The following is a 24,300-nucleotide window of genomic DNA, read 5'->3' on the forward strand; positions in this document are numbered from 1 at the left end:
AATTTCCTCTGAGACCATAAAACTAGATTTAATAGTGCTTTGATACCAATTGTTAAAAATAGATGAGAAACTTCTCATTCTAATTCAGACTTAAATGAGAAGAATAATGAATGATTACGCATTCATTAGTTATTTTTTGTAAGTAAAAAATAACCCCCATGACCATTAAGGCCATAGGGGTTATACTGGTCAAAATCTATTCGTTCACCACTTATGCTTATTAACCTTCAAGCAGAAGCGTTTCTGGATCTTCAAGCATTTCTTTCACTTTAACGAGGAAGCGTACCGCTTCAGCGCCATCTACGATGCGGTGATCGTAGGAAAGGGCGATGTACATCATTGGACGGTTCTCAGAGCGCTCAGCGTCGATAGCTACTGGGCGAAGCTGAATTTTGTGCATGCCCAGAATACCAACCTGTGGTGCGTTGATGATTGGCGTGGACAGCAGCGAGCCGAACGTACCACCATTTGTAATGGTGAATGTACCGCCTTGCAGATCAGACAATCCGAGCGAGTTCGTACGAGCTTTGCCAGCAAGGTCAACGATTGAACGCTCGATTTCAGCGAAGCTCAGGCGGTCCGCGTCACGAACAACCGGAACCACAAGACCTTCCTTAGCCGATACGGCAATACCGATATCGTAGAACTGCTTTACAATAATATCCTCGCCCTCAATTTCAGCGTTTAGCAGCGGGAACTCCTTCAGAGCGCCAACGACAGCTTTGGTGAAGAAGGACATAAAGCCAAGACCAACCTCATGCTTGTCAAGGAACGATTGTTTCCGGCGTTTACGGATATCCATAATAGCGGTCATATCGACTTCGTTGAACGTTGTCAGCATGGCTGCGGTTCTTTGAGCTTCAACTAGACGATTTGCAATCGTTGCGCGGCGACGCGACATTTTTTTGCGCTCGTAAGGCTTGGCCGATTGGAATTTAGGTGCAGCTGGCGCTTTAGCGGCAGGAGCAGCCGGTGCTTGCGACGCTGCCGGCTGTGTGCCATGCGAGCGCACATCATCGGAGCTAACGCGGCTAAGCGGATCGCGGGATTGAACCTGCGTCAGGTCAATGCCTTTTTCCCTTGCAAGCTTTCTTGCAGCAGGGGAAGCGGCAACTTGACCGCCTTTGCTGTCTGCATCTGCTACTGGAGGCGCGATAGGCGCAGGGGCTGCTGCTTCAACAGCTGGCGCAGCCTTCGCCGGCTCAGCAGCAGGAGCGGATGGAGCCGCTCCACCTGCCGCAATGGAGCCGATAGCTTCGCCGATTTGAACGGTATCGCCTTCGTTGCGTGTAATCTCTTGAATCGTGCCATCCTGCTCGGCGCTAATCTCGATATTGACTTTATCTGTTTCAAGCTCCAGAAGCACATCGCCTTGCTTAACCGAATCGCCAACCTTAACAATCCACTTGGAAATCGTGCCTTCTGTAATTGATTCTCCCATTGCGGGTACTATAATTTGTTGCACAGTAGCTACCTCCCTGAGTTGTATGTCAATGACGGACTATGTTTCAATGTTTGCAAAATAATATGCTGCTGCTCAAAAGCATGTACTTGCTGGAAGCCGCTCGCTGTACTGGAACGCTCTGGGCGTCCAATGTAGCTTACGCTTGTACCAGCAGGGGCTAGCGCACGGATGCGCGGATCGGCATAATGCCATGAGCCCATGTTTTTCGGTTCTTCCTGCACCCACACAATTTCCTTCAATTGAGGGAAACGGGCGATAATTTCAGCAATTTCCTTCTCAGGGAACGGATAAAGCTGCTCGACACGAATAATGTGCAGCCAATCAAGATCCTTCTCTTGTTCCTTCTCAATGGCATCTTCAAGGTCGATTGCGATTTTACCTGTGCACAAAATCAGGCGCTCTACGCGCTCTGGCTTGCTGCCGAGGTTCGGCTGCTCAACGACCAGCTTGAACGAGCCATTGCTAAGCTCGGAAGCGCTGGAAGCGACGCGCGGGTTACGAATCAAGCTCTTAGGAGCCATAATAATTAATGGACGTGCGGCTTCGCTTTCCGTAATGGAAGCTTGGCGGCGCAAAATATGATAATACTGCGCAGCGCTCGTCAAGTTGGCAACCGTCCAGTTTTCCTCGCCTGACAGCTGGAGGAAACGCTCTAGACGTGCACTGGAATGCTCAGGTCCTTGGCCTTCATATCCATGCGGAAGCAGCATGACGATGCTGGACTTTTGCGACCATTTCGAACGGCCGGCGGAAATGAACTGGTCAATAAGCACTTGAGCGACGTTGGTGAAATCACCGTATTGCGCTTCCCAGATAACCATCGTTTCCGGCGCGTGTACGTTGTAGCCATATTCAAAGCCTAGAACAGCAGCTTCGGAAAGCGGGCTGTTATGAATGGCGAACGATGCTTTCGCATGCGGCAACTCGTGAAGCGGGCAGAAGGTATCGCCTGTTACCGCATCATGCAGCACGAGGTTACGGTGAGCAAATGTTGCGCGCTCGACATCTTGGCCGCTAAGTCGAATCGGTTTGCCGTCAGCAAGAATCGTTGCGAAGGCAAGCGTTTCCGCATGGCCCCAATCAAGCTTCTCGCCTTCGTTCAATGCATTCGTGCGGCGCTCCAAAATTTTCTGCAGCTTCGGATATACAGTGAAGCTGTCAGGGAAACGAAGCAGCTCAGCATTAATGGATTGCAGCGTTTCAATGGATACAGGGGAAACGGAAGTTGCGTTATCCTTTTCTCCTTGCAGTCCTTGTGTCTGATGAACAGGCTCTTGGCCATCACGGGCCTTCACTTCATCATAAGCTGATTTCAGGCGGTCTACGACGCCTTGCTTGAGCTCCGCTACTTCAGCCTCCGTAATAACGCCAGCAGCAATCAATCTATCGGAGTAGATCGTGCTAACCGTTGCATGCGCCCGTACTTTTTTATAGATAAGAGGTTGAGTCGTCTCCGGATCATCCGTCTCATTGTGTCCATATTTACGGTAGCCAATTAAGTCGATCAAGAAATCCTTCTTGAAAAGAGTACGATATTCACTGGCCATCCGCGCTGCAAAAATACAAGCTTCCGGATCATCAGCGTTTACGTGCACGATTGGAATTTCATAGCCCTTGGCTACATCGCTTGCGTATTGAGTCGAACGAGAATCATGACTTTCCGTTGTAAAGCCAATGCGGTTGTTGACGATAACATGAAGCGTACCACCGCTTGTATAGCCCTTGAGCTGAGCGATATTCAATGTTTCCGCTACAATGCCCTCACCAGGGAACGCTGCATCACCGTGCATAATGATGGAGGCAGCTGAATCCAGGTTGGTTACCGGATAGCCAGGCTTGCTGCGATCATCCTGCGCTGCACGAGCGAAGCCGCCGACAACTGGGTTGACGAATTCAAGATGGCTCGGGTTGTTCGCAAGCGTAATGCGGGTTTCGACCGTTTCGCCTGTCTTGAACGAACGATTGGCGCCCAAGTGGTATTTAACATCACCAGTCCAGCCATAATTGATGCCGATGGAGCCCTCGGACGGGATAAGCTTCTTGTTAGGCGAGTTGTAGAACTCGGAGAAAATTTTGGTATAAGGCTTGCCCAGCACATGGGCCAAAATATTAAGGCGTCCACGGTGTGCCATCCCCATCGCAATTTGGCTCACTCCGTCATTCGACAGCTCGTGAACCAATTCATCAACAAGAGCTACAAGCACGTCGTTGCCTTCAACGGAAAAACGTTTTTGACCGACAAAGGTGCGCTGTAGAAAATCTTCAAATTGCTCTGCTTCGAATAGCTTGACGAGCAGCTTCTTACGTTCTTCCTTGTTGAGAGAAGCAGAAGGCAGCTGGCGTTCAACGCGCTTCTTGAGCCAAGCACGCTCCGCTTCATCATGGACGTGACTGAATTCGAAAGCAAGCGTACCTGTGTAAGCTTTCAGCAGCTTCTGGATAGCCTCCCATGCATTAGCAACATCGGAAGGGGCATTCGTCCATACGAGCTCAGCAGGCAAAGCCAGCAGATCCGTCTTTGTGATGCCATACGTTTCAGGGCTCAGCATCTTCGTATTCGACTTAGGTCCGATATCGAGTGGATCAATATCAGCCGCCAAATGGCCGAATGCGCGAATGTTCCATACGAGCTTGCCGGCAGCGACCAAATTTTGAAGCGTTTTCGCATCAATCGAAGCAGCTCCTACCGTTTGTGGTGCAGCGGCAGTTTGGCCTGCTGTGTAAGCAGGCGGCTCGCCAAAGCGAGCAAACAAATCGCGGTATTCAGATGTTACAGTTTCAGGGTTTTGTTTAAAAAGCTCATATTGTTCTTGGATGTACCCATAGTTGGGACCATAATAGCCTTCCCACGGGTTTTGGTTAGTTTCATTGCCAATCGACATTTTCGACAGATACCTCCGTCTTTGAATTTTGTAAGTTTATGGACGGAATCAGAACTAGCATATGACTTCATTATAGTACAGAACGACATGGAAACTTAAATAACGATTATGTATCATAACTATCTTGAAAATAGATCAATCGGAATGCCGCCAGTCCATCTTCTCAGTCTCTCCCATTTATCGGTTATTCAAAACAGAATGTTAAGGGCTTTGAGCAAAAAATGTATGCCCTTTCAAATTATACGAAGCAAACGGCCTAAAGTTTCAATTGTCCATCTGCTTGGGCAGCGTTTATTTTCTCTTTTGCAGCTTATCCCCTTAGCTCAGAAAGGGCATGTTGGTGTGGAATACAAATTCTGAGCTAAGGGGATAACCTCCTAAAGCGGCGAATGGAGGCTGCAACCTTTTTAAAACAGGCATCGTTTATAGGTTTAGAACGCGTTCAACAACTAAAGGAGATTGATTCTAATGAAGAAACGTATCGCAACAGCATCTATTTCTGCTGCCGTGGCTTTATCGGTAGCGCTAACAGGTCAGGCTTTAGCAGCAAGTTCATTTAAGGATATCGCATCCTCCCCGCAAAAGGCACAAATTGAATCGCTGCAAGGACTCGGCATTGTAAATGGCGTATCGCAATCGCTGTTCCAGCCGGAAGAAAACTTAACAAATGCACAAGGTATTTCGCTTATTGTAAAGACAACGCAAATTAGCCTTGCCGCCATTTCATTTAATAAAGCTCCAGAAGCAGAGGGTATTTTTGAGCATGTGAAAAATAATGCATGGTACGCGGACAGCTTCATCATTGCGCACTACAACGAGCTCGACATCCCGGCTAATATTGATCCGAATGCGCCAATGACGCGCGAGCAGTTCACGCATTACCTCGTACAGGCGCTGGAAAAGACCGGCCAATATCCGTTGATTAAAATGTACGTCGTCATTTCGGACGAGAGCGACATTGCGACTGAATATCAGGGCACCATCCAACGCGCCCTGCTGTACAAGCTCACCTCCTTGGATGAGAAGGGCGAATTCCATCCGCAGCAAATTTTAAACCGTGCTGAATCCACAGTTATGCTGTTCAATGCGCATCAATTCATTAAGGCGCACAACGAGCAGCTCGAAGGCGAGACGGGTGATCAGTCTCTTGAAGAGCAGGGAGTAAAGCCTGCACAGTAAGAAGCGTTTACAAGCTGCATAATGAGCCTCTAGTCCGCTGTAAGAAGTGGGCTGGAGGTTTTTTTGCTGTGTTTATGTCATGAAAACGCTATATTATTGATGAATTTTTCCGTTCAGGCCTAAACGCGTGCTTGTTTGCATATACAGGAAGATGCTAGACTAAAGTTGTAGGGAGCTTATCTGAATAACGATCTCGAATTTGGAGGGGTACATTCATGAGCCTGATTCAAAAAGCGATTGATTATGCAGCGGTGCTGCATGGGAATCAATTGCGCAAAGGGTCAAATATTCCTTATATTTCACATCCGTTCGGTGTGGGTATGATATTAATGGAGGCGGGTTGCCAGGCGGAGTGGGTTGCTGCGGGCATTTTGCATGATACGCTCGAGGATACGGAAGCGACGGAGGAAGCGCTGCTGGAGCGTTTTGGCCCGGAAGTGACGCGTATTGTCGTTGGCTGTACGGAGCCCGACAAATCCTTGTCTTGGGAAGAGCGCAAGCAATATAAACTAGATTATTTGAAAAAGGCACCGCTCGATATTAAGACGGTAGCCTGCGCGGATAAGCTTCATAATATGGGCTCGACGCTTGCTGCCTATGAGCGGGAGGGCGAGAAGGTATGGGAACGCTTCAACCGTGGCAGAGGGCAGCAGGAGTGGTATTACAAGGCGGTGGCAGACAGCCTCGGCCATGAAGGCAGCTTTCCGCTGCTGGAAGTTTTAAATCAAAAAATTGAGGCGATGTTTGGTCAAAGGGAAAGCGGGGACAGGTCATTATGACATTGATTAACCAACTGGTGAGCGGAGACGATTTTACCGGATTTTATTTACTCAGAGAGCTGGAAGTGAAGCAGACAAACGGGGCAACGCCGAAGGATTATTTTGACATCGTATTATGCGATGCCAGCGGCCAGCTATCCGCTAAATATTGGGATGTATCAAGTGCGGATAAGGAAACCTTTTTTCCAATGGGATTGGTGAAAATTCAAGGCAACGCCCACACTTACCGGGAGAAGCTGCAAATCAAAATTTCGCGCATGCGAAAGGCTACAGAAGAGGACGGGGTAGCGCTGACGGATTTCATCCGCTCGGCACCGGTTCGTCCCGTTGACCTCGTGCATACGATAAAGCAGGTAACCGCCAGCATTGTCGATCAGGAAATTCGGACCATCGTCACGTATTGCGTGGATAAGGTCGAGGACAGACTGATGCATTATCCGGCTGCGAAAACGCATCATCATGCGTATTTTGCCGGGCTTGCTTATCATATTGTGCGGATGCTGGAAATTGGCGCTTTTATTTGCAAGCAGCGTCCATTCCTGAATGCCGATTTGATCAAGGCTGGCATTTTGCTGCATGATATTGCCAAGCCTGAGGAGATGGTTGCCCAGCTCGGCATCGTTTCCGAATACAGCCTGTCTGGCAAGCTGATGGGACATATTTCGCTTGCGTCTAACTGGATTACAGAAGCAGCTATTCGCTGCGATATTGATTTGGATTCAGAAAAGGTGCTCGGCTTGCAGCATTTGGTGCTTTCCCATCACAATCTGGGGGAATGGGGCAGTCCGGTTCAGCCTCAAACAGCGGAGGCGGTTGCCTTACATCATATTGATGCTATGGATGCCAAGCTGCAAATGGTCGAGGATGCTCTGGATACGACGCCAGACACGGAGCCATGGACCCCATTTATTCGCGGGCTAGAAAATAAACCTATCTACCGAATGAAGCTGTAAATTATGGAGGAGATTACAAAAACGCCGATCAAGCAGTGCGCGTACTGTAACGAAGATAAGCCGCTTGGCGATTTTTTGCGCCGTACAGGCCGGCGCTCGGGTCCTGACTCGCGGCGCGGCGCCTGCCGCTCCTGCAGGAAAGAACGGGCGAGCTCGCAGGCCGCGTTAGTAGCTGTTGTGGAGGCGCCAGTTGTACAAGCAGGCGCCGCAGACGAGTCTAGGCTGGAAGCGGCGTCTGCTGGCGTGCAGAAGAAGTCCCGCAGGAAACGCGGCGGGCGAAGAAGGCGGGCGAAGGCCGCAGCGGCTGTAGCTGCCGCTGCGGAGCAAGCGGCGAAGGAGACGGGCGGCAGGGAAGCGGCGAAAGCCGGCGCAGCGGCCCCGAGGGCAGGCGTCCAGCCGCTGCCGCTCGTAACGGATTCGGCGGCGGTGGCAGTGGCGCAGGAGTCCTGCGCGGCGAGCAGGCCGGGGGTCATGCGTAAGCCGGAGAAGAAGGCGCCGCGGGCGAAGACCGCTGCCCGCTCGCCGAAGCAGCGCCCATTGCCGAAGCCGTCTAATCATTCGCCGACTGATCCTTCCTATTTGCGTCCTTCCGGTCAAGGCACGGTATGGATGAGAGGCAAGACCGACAAGGGCAGGCAGTGGTATCAGGAAATCGAACTGGAGCTTGCCGTTATTCTCGTCAACGAGCATGCCGCCGTTGTCGTGAATCGCCGGACGATTCGCAGGTTATTCAGCAATAAGGATTTTCGTAAATATATTTTAACGCGGGATAATTATACTTGCTTCTTCTGCAAGCAGTATGGGGATACGATCGACCACATGCTTCCGCGTGCCAAGGGTGGTCATACGACGCCGGACAATTGCGTCTGCGCTTGCCATATGTGCAATCAGTCGAAGGCGGACAAAAGCCTTGAGGATTTTATGCGGGAAAGCTAGATATATGGGGAAATAGGAAAGCCGCCTCTAAGCCGATTAACAGAGCAGCAAGCTGCCTGCATTCGGATAAGGGGCGGCTTCTTTGTCGTTAAGCCGAACTTATATAGAGGCATTATAGTAATTTTGCATTTCGTAGTTAGAATATCCCTCCTGATAGCTTAAATATCCAATGAGAATTAAAAAAAGCAGCATCAGATTTAATAGGATGCTAACCGATCCGCAAATAAGTCCAGCAATAGCCATTCCTTTGCCTTGATCCTTTGTATAAGAAATTTGCTTTAAGGAAATGATGCCCAAAATAACAGCAGCAATGGCGACCAAACCTCCAAAAAAGGGGATGAATGCCACAATTCCGCACACTAATGCAGCGATAGATGCACCATTTGTTTTCTTTACTGGCGGCTGGTATGGTGGTTGAAAGGGAGCTTGATGGTAGTTGTTCAAGGATAGTTCCTCCTAAGCTGGAAATAGATGTAGTCAGGCTAAGTCTATTTTAGCTCATTTGAATCGCCTGATCTACCTCTCCAGCGGTGTAAGCTGCCCAAGCCTCATTTTTTTGCCGCAAATGCTTGTCAAACCAGGCCAGCAGCAGTCGCCGCTGCATGAGCTTGACGCGTGGACGACCGCGAAGCCCGTGATCCTCTTCATGAAAAGTGATGAGCGAGACTTCCTTCTTTAGAACCTTTAAGGCGGTAAACATTTGCTCTGATTCTACCAAGGGTACAACACCATCTATTTCCCCATGAAGCAGCAGCAAGGGCGTATTGATTTTATCAGCATGAAATAGGGGAGAGGCAGCAGTGAAGAAGTCCGGGTTACTCCAAGGGAATAGATCAGGCAAGGCGCTAAGCCCATATTGATAGCCGAAATGGCTTGCTCCCCAATAGCTGGCAATGTTGCTTATACCTGAAATCGAGCAGGCAGCTTTAAAGATGCTCGTCTCTGTCAGGCACTTCATTGTCAAAAAACCGCCGTAGCTGCCACCATATAGCGCCACTCTCGCATGGTCGAGGAAGGGATATGCTTCAAGAGTGAGCTTCACCGTCTCAATCGTCTCCGGTACAGCTATTTTGCCCCAATCTCCTCTATGGAGATCAGCCCGTTCTTTGCCATATCCGGCGCTTCCGGAAGCGTTCATGACGAGCACGGCATAGCCCTGGGCAGTGAGTAATTGATGCGTATCCTCGTAAGCCATGCAGAGCGGGGTGGAGCCGCCGTAAATATACACAATTAGTGGCATAGATCCGGGCTCCTCTGCTTGCTCCTGCGGCAAATACAGCCATGCTCCACTAGCAGAAATATGTTCAAGCTCAATAGGCGGGCTCCAGACTACTTGCTGCGGAACAAGTGGGATGCTCTGGGAAAATAACTTCAGCGATTGCGTCCTTGGATCGTATATAGCTGGTACGAAGGGGGCCCCTTGCTCGGAATGAATGCAAAAGCAGGTACCGTCAGAGGCAAAGCTATGGCTGCGCGATGAGCCTACGCCAAGCCTGCTCCATTCGAGCGAGCCTTCATCAAATAGACGCTGACGGGCAAAAACGGTCGTGTGACCGCTTGTAGCAATAAAATAAATTTCCTCTTCACTGCTCCAATAAATGTCCTGGGCTATCGGTGCCATGCCGATCGGTATGCTAGCACTTAGCGGCGCCTCGGAACCAAGCTGATGAAGCATAAGCGTATGCAGATCCAAAATATGAATGCGGCTGTCGTATGCGTTAACGGGGTTTAAGTAGGGCTCCTCAGATAATCGGCTAAGAGGCGGCTCTCCAAGCCGATAAGGAGAAGCCTCCAACACCTTCGTGCGAGAGCCGACAAAAGCGAGATATCTCCCCGATGGAGAAGGGACGATCGCTCCTACCATGCTGTTCGGAAGCATAAGCTCGGTCGGTTCATCGGTCTGTTCTTTGGTCTGTTCTTTGATCTGTTCTAAACGTGTGCCAACGTTCAGCCGCAGCAAAAAAAGCTGCGGCTGCAGCTCATTTGTACAGCGCTCCTCGATGATGTACAACTTGTCGCCATCAGGTGAAGGCCTAGGCTGGCGCAGCTCATAGCAAGGCCCGGCTAATTTCACGGCAGCTGAAGGGGCATTTGCTATGTCTGATTTTAGAAATATTTGTATAAGCACCCGCCGCTTGCGCCACCATGACCAGCGCTGCGGAATACTTTCAATATGCCAATAGTCGCTGTAGAGCGGCTTCTCTTGCTCGGCAGCTTCTCCGGCTTCTTCCTCCTCGTCACATACGAGGAATAGGCTGTTGTTATCGGTATGCCATACAAGCTCCGCAGCGTTAACCAATGGCTGCGGAGGAGCGTTCAGTAAGGAACCATCCTTCAGAGATACTAATGCAAGCTCATCGCAGCCCTCATCCCTCGAAGCACGCAAGAAGGCAAGCTTGCTTCCATTCGGAGACATTTGCAGACAGCGTGCCCCAGCAACCGGAAGCGACCACAAGCGCTCCAACTCTGCGCCGCCACAAAATAAAAGATGCAGCACCGTCTCAAAACGGTCCGCTTCTAAATTCCAATGGCTGCTAATAAGCGCAGCATGCTTGCCGTCTGGAGAAAGAATCGCCTCCTTTAGCTCGCCAATATGGGGCAAGTCATCAAGCTTTAATGTCCGAATGGTCATGCTCCACTTCCCTCGGAAACATAGACCGTATTGGCTTCTGTATGCTCAAAGCACAGGTTGACCGTCCGAACCTTCGAGCGTGTGCGATGAATGACACCTGCTGGAATCGTAACGAAATCGTTTGGCTTGAGGATCAGTGCCTCCTGGTGCTCAAGCTCAATAATAAGCTCACCTTCCAGCACGATAAACATTTCATCAGAATCAGGGTGGGAATGCCAAGGGAAGTCGCCAGTAAATACGGCAAGGCGCAAGCAGCTTTCGTTAATATGGCCGATTATAAAATTTTGATGTTGCTCGGTAATGCTTTGATGCAGCTTTGTGAAATTATGCTGCTGAAGCTTTGCTGTCAATTTCTACTCACTCCTTTAAATAGAGTCACCAATGTGGTCACTGGAGGCTGTGTAAGATCAAACTTGATTTTTATATAAATGTTGTAAAAAAATAGAAGTTGTCTTATACTAGTCTCAGATGGACAAATTTGTAATTTGGTATAATTTTATACTATTTTTACTGTGTTGTCTATTAGATGACTGGAAGTGGAGGTGTTTTGATTATGATCAAAAAAACGTCGAAAAAATCCAGCACTATTCGCACAACAACTCCTTACGTAGCTAACTAATTGCAGGAGAAAGAGAGGCCTAAAGGATTCACTTTAGGTCTCTCTTTCGTTATTTTTAAAGGCTTTTGTTTATTCTACTGATTAATTTGGAGGGTTGACCGATGATCACGAACGCTTTGCGGATTCGTCCAGCATGGTTTCCGAAGCTGGAACATGCCTGGCAGCATAGATTGGAAGGCAGCAGCAGCTTTATTATGGTGTACGGGGAGTCAGGACTGGGGAAAAAGGATACCGTCCGAGCCTGGGCAGAGCAAGTCGCAACGAATGAAACGATCGTCGCTTCGCATGGCAGCCAATTGACACATGGTTATTTTGCAGCTTTTGCTCCTTTTCTTGACATTGTATTGCCCGATGCGCATAGGGCAGTGCCCGAGCTTATTCATCGCCATGAGCAGACGCTAAAGCGGCTGTTCCCTTTTTTGCCAGCTGCTTATTTCAAATACGCCAAGGATTTGACCAATACGGCAACGCAGGATGAGCGAACCCGCTTTTATCATCATGAATATCAGGAAAAGCTGCTGCATGGGGTGTACGAGTTTTTGCTGGAGTATTGCCAGCTGCAAAATCGTCGTTTTATTGTTATCGTCGATCAAGCAGAAGACGTGTCGAGCACGGTAAAAACATTTTTGCGCATTATGATGCGGCGCAAGCGGCTTTCTGCCTATTTGCATATTATATTGCTAGGCGATCGCCCCTTGGAGCAGGATTTGGAGGCGGCAAGCACAGTAGTGACCATGAGTCGTCTTGCGCGCAGCGAATATGCTGATTTTCTTCAAATGATTCCAGACCTTCCCAAGCTGGCTCCCAAGCAAGTGGATCAGCTATTTGCGATGTCTGACGGCAATCCGGTTAAGCTGTTCTGTCTGCTCGCCGGCAAAGCGGCGGGGCTTGAGCTAAATAACTATTTATCGTTTGAAACGGGCATTGATTTTTATTTGAATTTGAAAGGTGAAAAATTCCGCTCGGCTTTGCTTCGCGAATACATAGAGGGACATTGCTCCTCTGACGATCCGACGATGATCCGCAATTATACGACGTTTCACCCTGAGGTTCGCGATCGCTACCACCGGGAGCACCTAGTCAAGCTTGCACAGGATGAAGCAGGAGAATGGCTGCTGCATCCCGTCCATGGGCTGGCGCTAACTAGCCAAAGCGAGCAATTAGCCGCGCTTACGCCATTATCCATTAAGCTACAGGAAATCGGTTTATATGATACCTGGTTCGAAATGTTTTCTTCCTACTATACATCCTCGCATTTAAGAGTGTTGCCAGATGGCGATCAGCCTTACAATGCTGTATTTATCCGAATGTCCTTTATTTTATATTCCTTGGGCCTAGCGAAGCTGTCGATCCCTTATTTGGAGTTTTTCTACCAGCAGTTTCCGGAAAGCCTTTCGATTCCTATGATTTTATATTCGCAAAGCATGACTTATGGACGATATCAAACGCCTGTAAACTTGCCGAAGGCGGAGCAATATGCGCTGCTTAACCTTGAGAAAATCGACAGCCTGTTTCACGACCATCCTAAATATGAGTATATTAAAGTATTTGCGGAAAATGCGCTCGCCTACATTCGAGCCCGCCAAGGCCGACTAGATGAGGCGATTCAATTGTGTACGCAAGGGCTGGACAAAATGAAACGTATTTACGGCAGTGAGCGTTATGCGCTTCATCAGTCGATCCTTGTCTATAATACGGGGCAGATTTATGAAATTTTGGGAGATTTCCCAAAAGCCTTCGAGACCTATAAGCAAGCCATAGAGCTTGATCCAAACTATGGCGAATATTATAACGATATGGCCAATTTGCTGAAAAAATTCGACCATAACGAGGAAGCGCTCAGCTATTATGAGCAAGCCATCCAGTTATGTCCGCCCTACTATGAGGCGCATATCAATCGGGCCGATCTCTATGAGAAGCTGGGCCGCAGCGAGGCGGCTGAAGCGGATTATCTCCGCGCCTTGGAGCTGAAGACGGACGCTGTCCCTGCTTATATGGGGCTTGGTCTCCTTTATTATCAGGAGGGAAAACATCAGGAGGCGCTGGAGATGTTTAATCAGGCCATCTATCATCAGCCGGAAGACGCTCAGGCCTATAACAATCGCTCTCTCGTCTATCAAGAGCTGAATCAGGCTGACGCTGCGCGCGCGGACTTGGATCAGGCTTTGGCCAGCAATCCAAGACTGAGCGAGGCGTTAAACAATCGGGCGATATTAGCCTACCAAAACGAGCAGTATGACGCATGTCTACAGGATCTGCTTCAAGCTATCGAATTGCAGAAGAGCGAGGAGTATTATATCAATTTAAGCATGCTCTATCGTAAATTAGGACAGCTGAAGGAAGCCTTCAACCAGTTGCAGGCAGCCAAGGAGCATTTTGGCTCATCGGAACAGCTCCATACGTTAATGGTGGAAATCGAAAAGGAACTGGCTTCATAAAATCGGAGGGGAACTAGGTGAAACATGTACCGCAAGCAGCATCGCAAAGGGCTATTCGGCTTCGCGACTTATGGCCCTTATTCGCCGCTTACGCCGTAAGTCAGCTAGGAGGCTGGGTGTTCCGCGCAGGAGCGGTGTATGACATTTTCGACAAACAGGGCGGGGAAGGCTCTGTGCTGGGATGGACGCTGCTATGCGTCTATATTCCGATATTGGTAGGGGGAAAGTGGCTGGCGCCTTTGTCGGATAAATACAATAGTATCTATGTCATGATTGCGCTGGACGTGCTCTGCACGCTGATTCTGCTGCCTGTCCTATTCGGTTCAGACATGATCAGCTTGGGAAATGTACTTATGGCGCTGCTCGTCATTGTAGGACTGAGCTTGGCAACGCCTGTATTTACCGCAGCTCAATCGAGCCTGATCCGCAAGCGCGTTGCGCCGGAGCAAGTAACGACAGCGATGTCTGTTCTATCGAATATAACGTGGGCGACAAATGTGCTGGGTACGGTAGGCGGCTCCCTGCTGCTGCTATTGCTGAGCTTTAAGAGCATCATTTTAATAAATTTGCTTTCCTTTGTTTTTTCTGGAGCTTTGTTATTTATGTTTTTACAACGCAGGCCGTTGTTTGACACCGCAGCTCCGCAGAAGACGGCAACTGCTGCTGAATCGGCTCCGGCTGCGGAGGCGCGAGCGAAGAAAATCAAATGGGTGCTTTTATCGTCCATTTTCTTTTTAAATTTAGGGGCAGGCGTCATTAATCTTTTCCCGGCAGTTGCGGCGCGCGATATTTATCAAAGCCACCAAATCGGGCTTAGCTACTTTTATTTGGGCAATGGCATCGGCGGATTTGTAGGTACGCTATTAATCGTCAGGCTGCGAAAGCATATTAGCGAGGTTCCGCTGTTGATGACCTCAAGCCTCGCTATTGGCCTATTGCTGCTGTCAATGAGCTGGTTTCCGAGCGCGATGTTCTCTATCCTTATTAGCTCTTTGATGCTTATGATCGGTCAGGTCTTTGGCGTTATTGCCCATACGTATTTATTGACCTCCCATGCGCCGGAGCAGGCGGGAAGAACGTCCGGGTTGTTTATGTTCGCCACGTTTCTGGGCGTAGCGGTAAATGCGGGGCTATTTTCACTCTTTTTCTCCAAGGTGGAGGTAAGCAGCTTTTCAATTTTTATGCAATTTTGCGGGGCTTGCAGCTTGATGGCGTTTGTTATTTTGGCGGTGCATGCTTATCGCAAGCGGGGCGACTTTAATCATAAAAGCCGCTCTCACGGAGCGGGTGAGCAGCAGGGGAATAAAGCGGCGCATTAGCTAAATTTCCCATGCTGCTATGCAGGCATTTCAGCAGGAAACACTCGTGCTGAAATGCCTTTTGTGTACTTGGCAGCAAAGCGATGCAGGACAGGAGCTATACGTTGGAGTCTTCCGCTGCTCCATATCTTGCGAGCGCAAGGGTGGATGCCTCGCGCATGCGGCGCTGCAAATAATCGCCTTCGGTTACTTTAATCCGCTTGCCGAGAAAGCGGACCTTCGACAATACATATTCGGCTTCATTGTTAGGAAATGTAAGCTTGATCGTATACCGATTAAGCTGATCATCGTAGGAAACAGCCTTCTCAAAGCAGGAAAAAGCGTATAAAATCCGCGACAGCTCCGCATTATACGTTTCCACAACTTCAATGATGGCGCTCGTGCTGCGCTTAGCTAGCAGCGCTTCAATAGAGGCGGTAAGCTGTATATAACGCTCGGGCGGGCAAGGCATATCTTCAATAGCTAGAATCGTTTGCAGCTTCGTGCTCATGAGCGACCTGTGGCGCTGATGGTACCAGAGCAAATACCATTCCTTTTTTACCATGGAATATTCCAGCTTATAGGGCACACCGGCTTGTTGATTGTTCAGTTTGCCGTTTTTGATCATATAGCTTAGCTTAATCTGGTTACGCTGCATAATTGAGCGTCTAAGCTGGCGCAGCAGCGGATGGTATACTTGCAGTTCCTTGCTGGCGGCTTTCTGTATGAGCGGACCAGCAGTCTCCATCATGCTGTCCTGCTCAAGCAGGCTTTCGAGCTTCGCCAGTGTTTCAGGCGCAAAAGCCTGCACTGCTTCAGGATGCTGCAGCATCGTCTTGAGCCAGCTTCGTTCATTCCCGGTCACCATAAAGGTGCCGGAGTCTTCAAGGCGGGACATGAGCTGATAGTTAAAAATTTTCTCAAACGGATTCATAGTAGCCAGCAATCTCCTTCCATTCGTCAATCATCTCTTTGCGCAAATGGAGCGGCGCCAGCACCTCACAGCTTGAGCCGAAGCTGCGAAGCCAAGGTCTGATTTCAAAAGTGCCGTTTACTTCGATTTCATATAGAAAAGAATCGGCTCCCTCCTCTTCACTTATGCGTCCCCACTGGCCTTGAAGCTGTACACGCTCCTTAATAAAGTTTTGCGGTGCTCCTACAGGGTTAAAGAAGCGTGCGCGCACCGTAACGGTTTTGCCTGTATCAATGAGCCAGCTTTGGGCTGTTCGCGCCTCCAGCTGTGCCAGGCGCTGCTTGAACTGCTCCTCCGGCACGGCGTCATCCTCCTGAATTTGCGTCATGCCCTCCATTCTATATTTCACTATGCCTTTGTCTGAGCGATAGCCTAGCAAATACCAGCGTCCATATTGATGGTCGTATACGACTTTAATCGGAACCGCCACCTCTTCCTTGCCTGTTGTATCGCGCTCAAACAGAGGATTGGTGTTGCGTGATGCGTAGGCGGTTTCTTGTTTTGGTGAAAAATAAAGAAATTTCACCTTGCGGCGTTTGCGAATAGCGGCAAGCAGACTGAATAAATGGGCTTCATCCAGCAGGCGGGAGTAGAAATGGTATTTGTATAAAAAAGCGTCCAGCGTAGCTGGATTGTCCAGTGTACGCTGCAAATGCTTCTTTAGGCTGTCGCGGAGCATATAGCCCTGCAAGGAGGGCACATGCGTATTCGCCATCACGTCGGCAAAATCGTATAAATCCAGCAGCTCATCCTCCGTCAGCTCCTGCACAAGCTCGTTAGCCAGCCGGTAGCGGTATGGGCGAGGCCCCGGCTCCTTGCGGATGACGCCGACCTCCTCCAAATATTTCAAATCGCTGCGAATCGTTTTTTCATCCGGGGGTGCCAGTTCAGCGGATATATGGTCGCAGCAGGCGTCCATCAGCTCCATGGCGGTCTGTGCTGTGCCGCCTTGCAGCGCCTCCAGCAGCAGCGAAATACGCTGGCTTTCGGTCTCCTTGAGCGACTTGGCGCGGAATAGAAACAGCAGCATATGATCAGCAGAATCGAAATAGCTATAGCGAACCGTCTCGGCAAATTCCTTGCCCTGCTCCTCGGGAAGCTGCTGATAGACGGCATTTACGATTTCCTTCAGCTTTTTAATCGTTTTATCAAAGGTATGAATGGAGATGCCGAGCCGATCGGCAAATTGCTGCCGATTGTAGGCTCCGCTCGTCAAGACGAGCATGCGCAGAAATTGAATCTCTTTATCGAAGCTTTCTTTAGCCAACGGTGTTCCCCTGCCTTCCGGCTTGCTGTCGTTATCTATTCTTTTATTCTATGGAGGATGAGTAGAGTTGTCAAAATCGACCATTGGCGAGAAAAATCGTTATATTTTTCCTATTCGTAATACTTTCGCCATGTTCGCGGGCTTGCTTTTAAGGCAAAATCAGATTTATCAAGCAAGGACGACGGAGCGCAAATCGCGCAGCAGCACGAAGGAGGAGCCGAAATGAAAACAACAAATGAAAACACAGCAGCAGAGAGCGCTGCAAAGGGCTTGGAGATGACGATTCAGTTAAAAGGGAAAAATCACCGCGAGCTTAGTCTCGCTCATGGCAAGCTGCATGTGTTCGCAAATGATGAGGTATTTGCAATGCTGGAGCCTAATGCCTATACGATGGCGGACAACAATCTGCGTATCCCGCGCAATCAATATATGAGCTATACGCCAGATGCGCATATCGGGGTAGGAACCTGCATTGGCACGACAGCAGTCTGGAATATGTTGGACGGCTTTATCTCGCCATCAATCGTCGGCTCAGATATCGGCTGCGGAATGCGGGTTCACACAACGCCGCTGCATAAGCGCGATATTCAGGATAAAAAGGTACGCCGAGCATTGATTAGCGCGATTGAAAAATACGTGCCAACCCATGAGCGGACAAACACGAATTATGAGGATATCGACATTATGAGCGTTGTGCAGCATGGGCTTAAAGGGCTGCCGGCCAAATATGTGCCGAATGAGCAATGGCTTACGCATGTGGAGCAGTCGGCCTTCGGCTTTGACCATAGGGCGCTAGAGCATTTGCCGCCGCGTATTAAACGAAGTGCCCACGGGCAGCTTGGATCGCTTGGCAATGGCAACCATTTTATTGAAATTCAATATTTGGATATTAATGAGGAATACAGCGAGTTGGCTGAAAAATGGGGCTTGTTTGACGGTCAGGTCGTCGTCATGATTCATTCCGGCTCGCGGGCCTGGGGCGCAATGGTTGGCCGCGAGCATAACAAAGCAATTAAAGAAGCGATGAATCAGTGGGGAATTAGCAGCCCTGATCCGAATTTGGTTTACGCCCCGATTGCAAGCCATGAAGGGCAAATGTATTTGAACCTGATGTATTCGGCGCTTAACTTTGCCGTGAGCAACCGCCATATGATTGCGTTTGGCGTGCAGCAAGCATTTAAGGATGTTTTTGGCCCCGAGATGGAGCTGCCTGTGCTGTATGATCTCATGCATAATTACGCGCTGAAGGAGTTTCACCGCAAGCAGCCGATGCTTGTTCACCGGAAGGGCGCAACGCGGGCGCTGCCGCCGAACCATTTTTTAAATACGCCTGCTTATAAGGAGACGGGGCATCCCGCCCTCATTCCGGGCTCGATGGGCACGGCATCCTATATTATGGTCGGCAAGGCTGAGGGGGTTAAAAACTTCTACTCCATCTGCCACGGAGCGGGCCGCGCCAGATCAAGACGGGCGACAAAAGAGCTCGTCACCGTCGATCAATTCGAGCAATCGCTGCGCGTCGGAAGCGACGATGAGATTTTGGTCAACCACCGCTCGCTGCAAGACATTCTTGATGAATGCCCGCAAGCCTACAAGGATGTGGATCAAATTATTGACAGTGTGGTCGGCGCATCGCTTGCCGCTGTCGTTGCCAAATGCCAGCCGATGGCTGCCATTAAAGGCACTTAACCTTGCTATCAAGGTGAAACGGCTGCCCTCCGTCCTTTGGCGGCACAGCACGTTTCACTCCGATATATAGATTGGGCTGCTAGCTTATGACTTTGCCATGGCATGGATTTCAATATAATCCAGCAGTACGGGCGTACGCTGTACGCTTGTGTGCTGCAAAGTGTATGAAGCCTCAGTCCCACCAGCTTTAGAACGGGTTCGAATCCCAACCGTTTTGATACGGAGCATTGGAGCAGCTGTAGCTATGCTATAGCACACAACAACTCCCTTCCAAGGAGCTAACAATTAGAGAGGCTTGCAGCAGGAATGCTCATGCCGGCCTATCCGGCGGCGCTGCGGCACGGCTATGCAATCGGTGGATACCGAGCAGGGAAAGCGGGTATATTTTGCGGTTTGCAAAGCGAAGGATCGGCCGGTTGAAGGTGAACGCGGCTGTTATGCTTCGCCGAGCACCGCGCAATTGGCTGCGCCTGACGATGCTCTTAAGCCTGATTCCGCTTTAACCGCAGGAAGCATTCCTGAGTGTAAGAATCCCAACTGCTTAACCAACCTGAATGAGGTGAATTTATATGACGACTAAAATCAAAAATCCATTGATTATACAAGATGATGAGCGCGCGCTGCTGTTCCGTAAAGGCGGCTATGTAAAGCTGTTGCAGCCAGGCAAATACCGCTTGTCCGCATGGCGCGAGGAGACGGTGATCGTGCTAAATGTGACGAAGCGTTTTCAAATACCAGGCAAGGATGTCGAGCTGTTTCTGCATGATCAGGAGCTGCTTGCCCAGCTTACCATCGTCGAGGTGCAGGATTATGAATATGTGCTGCATTATGTGGACGGCAAGTTCAGTGCGCTGCTGACGGCGGGCAAGCATATTTTCTGGAATGTGCTGAAAAAGCATACGTTCGTCCATGCGGACATCCGCCAGCCTGAGATTGGCAAGGACATTAATCTCGCGATTATGTCGAAGCTCAGCGGCTACTATCAGTGTGTGGAGGTCGCGAATTATGAGACAGCGGCGCTGTTTTATAACCATGTGATGCAGCGCGAGCTGACGCCGGGCAAATATTATTTTTGGAATGGCCCGACTACCGTGCTTGTCCGCAAGACGGATCTGCGCCAGCAGCAGCTTGATTTGACTGGTCAGGAAATGATGACGGAGGATAAGGTGACGCTGCGGCTCAACTTCGTCTGCCAATACAAAATTACCGAGCCGCTTAAAGTGCTGATGATCAAATCGTTTGAGGATCAGGTGTATATTGCGCTCCAGCTGATTTTACGAGAATATGTCGGCACGCTGCGCCTTGATGATTTGTTGAAGATGAAGCAGGAAATCGCCGCTTTTGTACTCACACGCTTGAATGAGAAGGGCGATGATTACGGCGTCCAATTTCTATCGGCAGGCGTGAAGGATATTATTTTGCCAGGCGATATTAAGGATATTATGAACACGGTGCTCATTGCGGAGAAGAAGGCGCAAGCTAATCTAATTACCCGCCGCGAGGAGACCGCTTCGACTCGCAGCCTGCTTAATACAGCGAAGCTGATGGACGAAAATACGACGCTGTACCGCCTCAAGGAGCTGGAGTTCATGGAGAAAATTTGCGAGAAAATCGGCACGATTTCGCTTTCCAGCGGCGGCAATATGCTGGAGCAGCTTAATTCGCTGCTGAGTGCGAAGAAGGAAGGATAGCTGGCGCTTGCTGGCTATCGGGCTATTTTTTAAAATATAGGTAAGTATTACTGTTGCAATCCTTTCTCTATATTTCACCGCGAAACGATGCTTTGCCCCCAGAGGACGGCGAAAGCCGTTTACGCTTGCTAATAATGGGTTGACAAATGCTGGGGACGCGAGTAAGATGAACGAAATAACTTGAAGGGAGGCCGAAACAAATGTCCGTAACGCTGATGATTATGCCACAAACCAACTTCATATCTAACGTCCATGCGATTCGGCCTCAGCGGAACCAACTGCTGTAAGTCGATGAGTGATAGGTCAGCTGTGCGCTGTCTAACCGACTTGCAATGGCTCTATTTACCGAAGAAGCTATGGACGATGCTCGAATGTCCGCAGCTTCTTTTTTTGTTGCCTAAAAACAGAGGAGGGCTTCGGATGAGTGATTATAAAGCTAAAATAGCAGCCGAGCTGCGCAAAATAGAAGCGGAGGAACGCGTGCGTATTGTGTATGCCTGTGAGTCAGGCAGCCGCGCATGGGGCTTCCCATCGAAGGACAGTGATTACGATGTAAGATTTATTTATGTACGGGAGACGGATTGGTATTTATCCATTTTTGAGAAGCGCGACGTGATCGAACGACCGATCAGCGACATGCTGGATATAAACGGCTGGGATTTGAGAAAAGCGCTGAATTTATTCCGCAAATCGAACCCGCCGCTGCTGGAATGGCTGCAATCGCCAATCAACTATTTGGAGGAGACGACGGTTGCGGAGCAAATTCGCATGCTGCTCCCGGCGAGCTTCTCGCCGCGTTCCAGCATCTATCATTACCTGCATATGGCGAAAGGAAACTTCCGCGAGTATTTGCAGGGTGAACAAGTGAAAATTAAAAAATATTTCTACGTGCTGCGTCCGGTGCTCGCCTGCCAGTGGGTGGAGGAGCGCGGAACGGTGCCGCCTCTGTCCTTTGAGGAGCTTGTGCATGAGCTGCTGCCAGAATCGTTGCTGAAGCGTGAGGTGCTGACGCTGCTGGAACGCAAGAAAGCGGGCATTGAGCTGGATTTGGAGCCGAAAATTGCCGTGATTAACGATTTTCTGGCAAGCCGCATCGCCTATTACGAGGAAGTGGCAAAGCAAGCGCCAGCCTCGGGGCTGAAGCAGGATCAAGCGCTGAATGAGCTATTTCGCTCGGCCCTTCGGGAAGCATGGGGGCTGAGCGCCGAATTTGGTCACAGGTAAGGCGGCAGGGCGCAGCCGCAGCATAGGAAACGAGGAAATTTAGCATATGTTACAAAACTATTATCAACAAGTGAAGCTGCCATCGGGGCAGGTGCATGTATATGCGGGGCCGGAGCTGTTCGCGGCGCTGGATTATAAGGTTTTTGAGCTGGCAAACAACAATTTGCAAATACCGAATCAGGTTTATATGGGGTATACACCTGACGTTCATGTTGGCGTAGGGACGTGCATTGGAACGACAGCGGTGTGGAATATGGAGGACGGCTACGTCTCGCCTTCCATTGTCGGCAGTGATATTGGCTGCGGCATGCGGGTTCATTTGACCAATTTGCACAAGGACGAATTAAAGGATGTAAAGCTGCGCCGCAAGCTGGTGAAGGCGATTGAGAAGTATTTGCCGATGGAAGAGCATGGTCGGGGCCATTTTTCAGATATTCGCTTAGAGCATGTTGTGAAAAAAGGGCTGCACGGCTTGCCGAAAAAATATATTCCAGACGCCTATACCCCGCGCAAAGCGACTTCGCTGACGCATGTGGAGAGCAGCAAATTTTATGTAGAGGGCGGCGCGCTGGACTTGTTCCCGGAGCGGGTATGGCATCGCTCGCACAGGCAGCTTGGCACGCTCGGAGGCGGCAATCATTTTGCTGAAATTCAGGCGATTGAAATTCCCGAGGAAAATCGGGAAATCGCGGAAGCTTGGGGCTTGAGCGATGGTCAGGTCGTCATTATGATTCATTCCGGCTCACGCGCGTGGGGCGGCTCGGTTAGCCAATATTGCAGCAGCAATATGACTAAAATGATGAAAGCTGAAGGAATAGGCACTGCCGATCCAAAGCTGGTGTTCGCACCGCTTGCTCATGAGCTTGGGAAAGATTATGTGGAGCTGATGTATTCCGCTCTGAACTATGCAGTCGTCAATCGCCATTTGATCGCTTATGCGATTCGCGAGGCGGGCAAGGATGTTTTTGGCAGCAAATTTGAAATGTCGACGCTGTATGATCTCATGCACAATTATGCGTGGGAGGAGGAGCATGACGGTCATTCGTATTTCGTCCACCGCAAAGGGGCGACGCGAGCGCTGCCCGCGCAGCATCCAGATAATCCAGCGCCTTACAAGGAAACGGGGCATCCAGCGCTTATTCCTGGCTCCATGGGCTCCTCCTCCTACATTATGGTGGGCAAGCAAGGAGGCCGCGACAATTACCATTCGATCTGCCATGGTGCTGGTCGTATCCGTTCGCGGAGCGCGAGCAAGCGGCTCATAACAGTGGAAGAGTTCGCCGCTTCGATGCGGGTAGGGATGGAGGACGAAATTGTTCTCAACCAGCGTTCGCTGGAGTCCATGGTCGACGAGTCGCCGCAGGCGTACAAGGATGTGGATCAAATTATTGAGAGCGTCGTTGGCGCCGGGCTGGCCGAGGTTGTGGCCAAATGCAAGCCGCTGGCAACGATTAAGGGGGCTTAAGCGATGCTAACGGAAAAACGGGAAAAAAGCCTCAGCAAGATGATGACCAAAATTTTGCGGCATGCGCCCGAAAAGTTTGACGTCCAACTGGATGAAGCCGACGGCTCTTGCTCGCTAAGCGAGCTGCTTGCTGCGATTAATCGGTCGCCGGATTGGAAGAGCATAACGGAAGCGCATATCCATTATGTTGTAGAGCATTCCTCAAAGCAGCGCTTTGAGCTTATAGATGGGCGCATTCGCGCCCGTTATGGCCATAGCGTGCAAAAGGTCAGTTATCCGGCAGCGGTGCCGCCGGAGGTTCTGTATCATGGCACGAATGAGGCGGTAGTGGGGGCGATTTTGCGCGAAGGCATTCAAGCGATGGGCCGCCAATATTGCCATTTGTCGGAGGGGCTGGATTTTGCTATTCTTGCCGGCAGTCGCAAGGGCAGGCTTGTGGTGCTGGAAGTGGATACGCAGCTTGCTGTGGAGCAGGGCATTATTTTTTATTATGCTGGCAATGAGGTGTGGCTGGCCGAGGAGATTCCGGCGGAGTGCTGCCGGGTGTATGATTTTTCGATTAATTCGGGTAAATCTTAGGTGAAAAAGCATTACAATTTGCGCTGAGGCAATCGTAGCCGTTTTTTGGTGCGAATGTGAAGCTTCCATGAAATTCCTAGGGGATTCAATTAGGATGTGTACAATGTCGAGCGCATTATAGCTTGCAAAAATGAATGAAAATGAGCGCATCGTTCCGCAGGAACAAGCGCTCATTTTCTTATTTCAGGCACAGTTTCCATATGTCTATATTGTGCTATTCGATGACTTGAA

General features: G+C 49.9%; 20 protein-coding genes. 13 read left to right on the forward strand and 7 right to left on the reverse strand.

Annotated elements, in window-relative coordinates:
* Positions 1-220: 220 nt before the first annotated feature.
* Both odhB and V5J77_RS07365 read right to left on the reverse strand, forming a co-directional pair.
* On the reverse strand, positions 221-1,465 hold the full coding sequence (gene odhB, locus V5J77_RS07360) for a 2-oxoglutarate dehydrogenase complex dihydrolipoyllysine-residue succinyltransferase (RefSeq protein ID WP_338555129.1): 1,245 nt from the start codon (positions 1,463-1,465) through the stop codon (positions 221-223).
* 5 nt (positions 1,466-1,470) lie between these two features.
* The gene (locus tag V5J77_RS07365) at positions 1,471-4,347 is read right to left on the reverse strand and encodes a 2-oxoglutarate dehydrogenase E1 component (protein WP_338555130.1); all 2,877 of its coding nucleotides are present in this window, start codon (positions 4,345-4,347) and stop codon (positions 1,471-1,473) included.
* Positions 4,348-4,815: 468 nt separating this feature from the next.
* Here V5J77_RS07365 and V5J77_RS07370 point away from each other — a divergent pair, with 468 nt between their 5' ends.
* From V5J77_RS07370 to V5J77_RS07385, 4 genes are all read left to right on the forward strand, one after another.
* Complete coding sequence (locus tag V5J77_RS07370) at positions 4,816-5,526, forward strand: S-layer homology domain-containing protein (protein ID WP_338555131.1); 711 nt, start codon at positions 4,816-4,818, stop codon at positions 5,524-5,526.
* Positions 5,527-5,741: 215 nt separating this feature from the next.
* Positions 5,742-6,305, forward strand: coding sequence for an HD domain-containing protein (locus tag V5J77_RS07375; RefSeq protein ID WP_338555132.1), 564 nt, complete (start codon positions 5,742-5,744; stop codon positions 6,303-6,305).
* Complete coding sequence (locus tag V5J77_RS07380; RefSeq protein WP_338555133.1) at positions 6,302-7,258, forward strand: HD domain-containing protein; 957 nt, start codon at positions 6,302-6,304, stop codon at positions 7,256-7,258. Before V5J77_RS07375 ends, V5J77_RS07380 begins: the two co-directional genes overlap by 4 nt.
* Before the next feature lie 3 nt (positions 7,259-7,261).
* Positions 7,262-8,194, forward strand: a complete 933-nt coding sequence (locus tag V5J77_RS07385; protein ID WP_338555134.1) for an HNH endonuclease — start codon at positions 7,262-7,264, stop codon at positions 8,192-8,194.
* A 99-nt stretch (positions 8,195-8,293) separates the two neighbouring features.
* Here V5J77_RS07385 and V5J77_RS07390 read toward each other — a convergent pair whose 3' ends face one another.
* From V5J77_RS07390 to V5J77_RS07400, 3 genes are read right to left on the reverse strand one after another with little or no spacing between them, the layout of a single operon-like run.
* Entirely contained in the window at positions 8,294-8,638 is a 345-nt protein-coding gene (locus V5J77_RS07390; protein ID WP_338555135.1) for a DUF4190 domain-containing protein, read from the reverse strand.
* A 49-nt stretch (positions 8,639-8,687) separates the two neighbouring features.
* The gene (locus tag V5J77_RS07395) at positions 8,688-10,826 is read right to left on the reverse strand and encodes a prolyl oligopeptidase family serine peptidase (protein ID WP_338555136.1); all 2,139 of its coding nucleotides are present in this window, start codon (positions 10,824-10,826) and stop codon (positions 8,688-8,690) included.
* The gene (locus tag V5J77_RS07400; protein WP_338555137.1) at positions 10,823-11,176 is read right to left on the reverse strand and encodes a cupin domain-containing protein; all 354 of its coding nucleotides are present in this window, start codon (positions 11,174-11,176) and stop codon (positions 10,823-10,825) included. The genes V5J77_RS07395 and V5J77_RS07400 overlap by 4 nt, the downstream gene beginning before the upstream one ends.
* Before the next feature lie 370 nt (positions 11,177-11,546).
* Here V5J77_RS07400 and V5J77_RS07405 point away from each other — a divergent pair, with 370 nt between their 5' ends.
* Both V5J77_RS07405 and V5J77_RS07410 read left to right on the forward strand, forming a co-directional pair.
* Positions 11,547-13,883: a tetratricopeptide repeat protein gene (locus V5J77_RS07405; protein WP_338555138.1), complete on the forward strand. Its 2,337-nt coding sequence runs from the start codon at positions 11,547-11,549 to the stop codon at positions 13,881-13,883.
* 17 nt (positions 13,884-13,900) lie between these two features.
* Positions 13,901-15,202: an MFS transporter gene (locus V5J77_RS07410; protein WP_338555139.1), complete on the forward strand. Its 1,302-nt coding sequence runs from the start codon at positions 13,901-13,903 to the stop codon at positions 15,200-15,202.
* A gap of 97 nt (positions 15,203-15,299) precedes the next feature.
* Here the strand turns inward: V5J77_RS07410 and V5J77_RS07415 are convergent, their stop codons facing one another.
* Positions 15,300-16,115 (reverse strand): WYL domain-containing protein, encoded by an 816-nt coding sequence (locus V5J77_RS07415; protein ID WP_338555140.1) that lies wholly within the window; start codon positions 16,113-16,115, stop codon positions 15,300-15,302.
* Complete coding sequence (locus V5J77_RS07420) at positions 16,102-17,421, reverse strand: WYL domain-containing protein (RefSeq protein WP_338555141.1); 1,320 nt, start codon at positions 17,419-17,421, stop codon at positions 16,102-16,104. Before V5J77_RS07420 ends, V5J77_RS07415 begins: the two co-directional genes overlap by 14 nt.
* 67 nt (positions 17,422-17,488) lie before the next feature.
* Here V5J77_RS07420 and V5J77_RS07425 point away from each other — a divergent pair, with 67 nt between their 5' ends.
* The 7 genes from V5J77_RS07425 (at position 17,489) to V5J77_RS07455 (ending at position 24,069) form a co-directional block, all read left to right on the forward strand.
* Positions 17,489-17,647 carry a hypothetical protein gene (locus tag V5J77_RS07425; protein ID WP_338555142.1) on the forward strand — a complete coding sequence of 53 codons (159 nt, stop codon included), beginning with the start codon at positions 17,489-17,491 and terminating at the stop codon, positions 17,645-17,647.
* A gap of 50 nt (positions 17,648-17,697) precedes the next feature.
* Positions 17,698-19,110 carry an RtcB family protein gene (locus V5J77_RS07430; protein ID WP_338556616.1) on the forward strand — a complete coding sequence of 471 codons (1,413 nt, stop codon included), beginning with the start codon at positions 17,698-17,700 and terminating at the stop codon, positions 19,108-19,110.
* 346 nt (positions 19,111-19,456) lie between these two features.
* A complete protein-coding gene (locus V5J77_RS07435) occupies positions 19,457-19,690 on the forward strand; it encodes a hypothetical protein (protein ID WP_338555143.1) in 234 nt (77 codons plus the stop codon).
* Position 19,691: 1 nt separating this feature from the next.
* A complete protein-coding gene (locus V5J77_RS07440; protein WP_338556618.1) occupies positions 19,692-20,801 on the forward strand; it encodes a slipin family protein in 1,110 nt (369 codons plus the stop codon).
* 420 nt (positions 20,802-21,221) lie between these two features.
* Complete coding sequence (locus tag V5J77_RS07445) at positions 21,222-22,025, forward strand: nucleotidyltransferase domain-containing protein (protein WP_338555144.1); 804 nt, start codon at positions 21,222-21,224, stop codon at positions 22,023-22,025.
* Positions 22,026-22,071: 46 nt separating this feature from the next.
* On the forward strand, positions 22,072-23,490 hold the full coding sequence (locus tag V5J77_RS07450; RefSeq protein ID WP_338555145.1) for an RtcB family protein: 1,419 nt from the start codon (positions 22,072-22,074) through the stop codon (positions 23,488-23,490).
* A 3-nt stretch (positions 23,491-23,493) separates the two neighbouring features.
* Positions 23,494-24,069 (forward strand): RNA 2'-phosphotransferase, encoded by a 576-nt coding sequence (locus tag V5J77_RS07455; protein WP_338555146.1) that lies wholly within the window; start codon positions 23,494-23,496, stop codon positions 24,067-24,069.
* Positions 24,070-24,300: the final 231 nt, after the last annotated feature.

It is taken from the genome of Paenibacillus sp. KS-LC4 (genome assembly GCF_036894955.1).
Taxonomy (GTDB): domain Bacteria; phylum Bacillota; class Bacilli; order Paenibacillales; family Paenibacillaceae; genus Pristimantibacillus.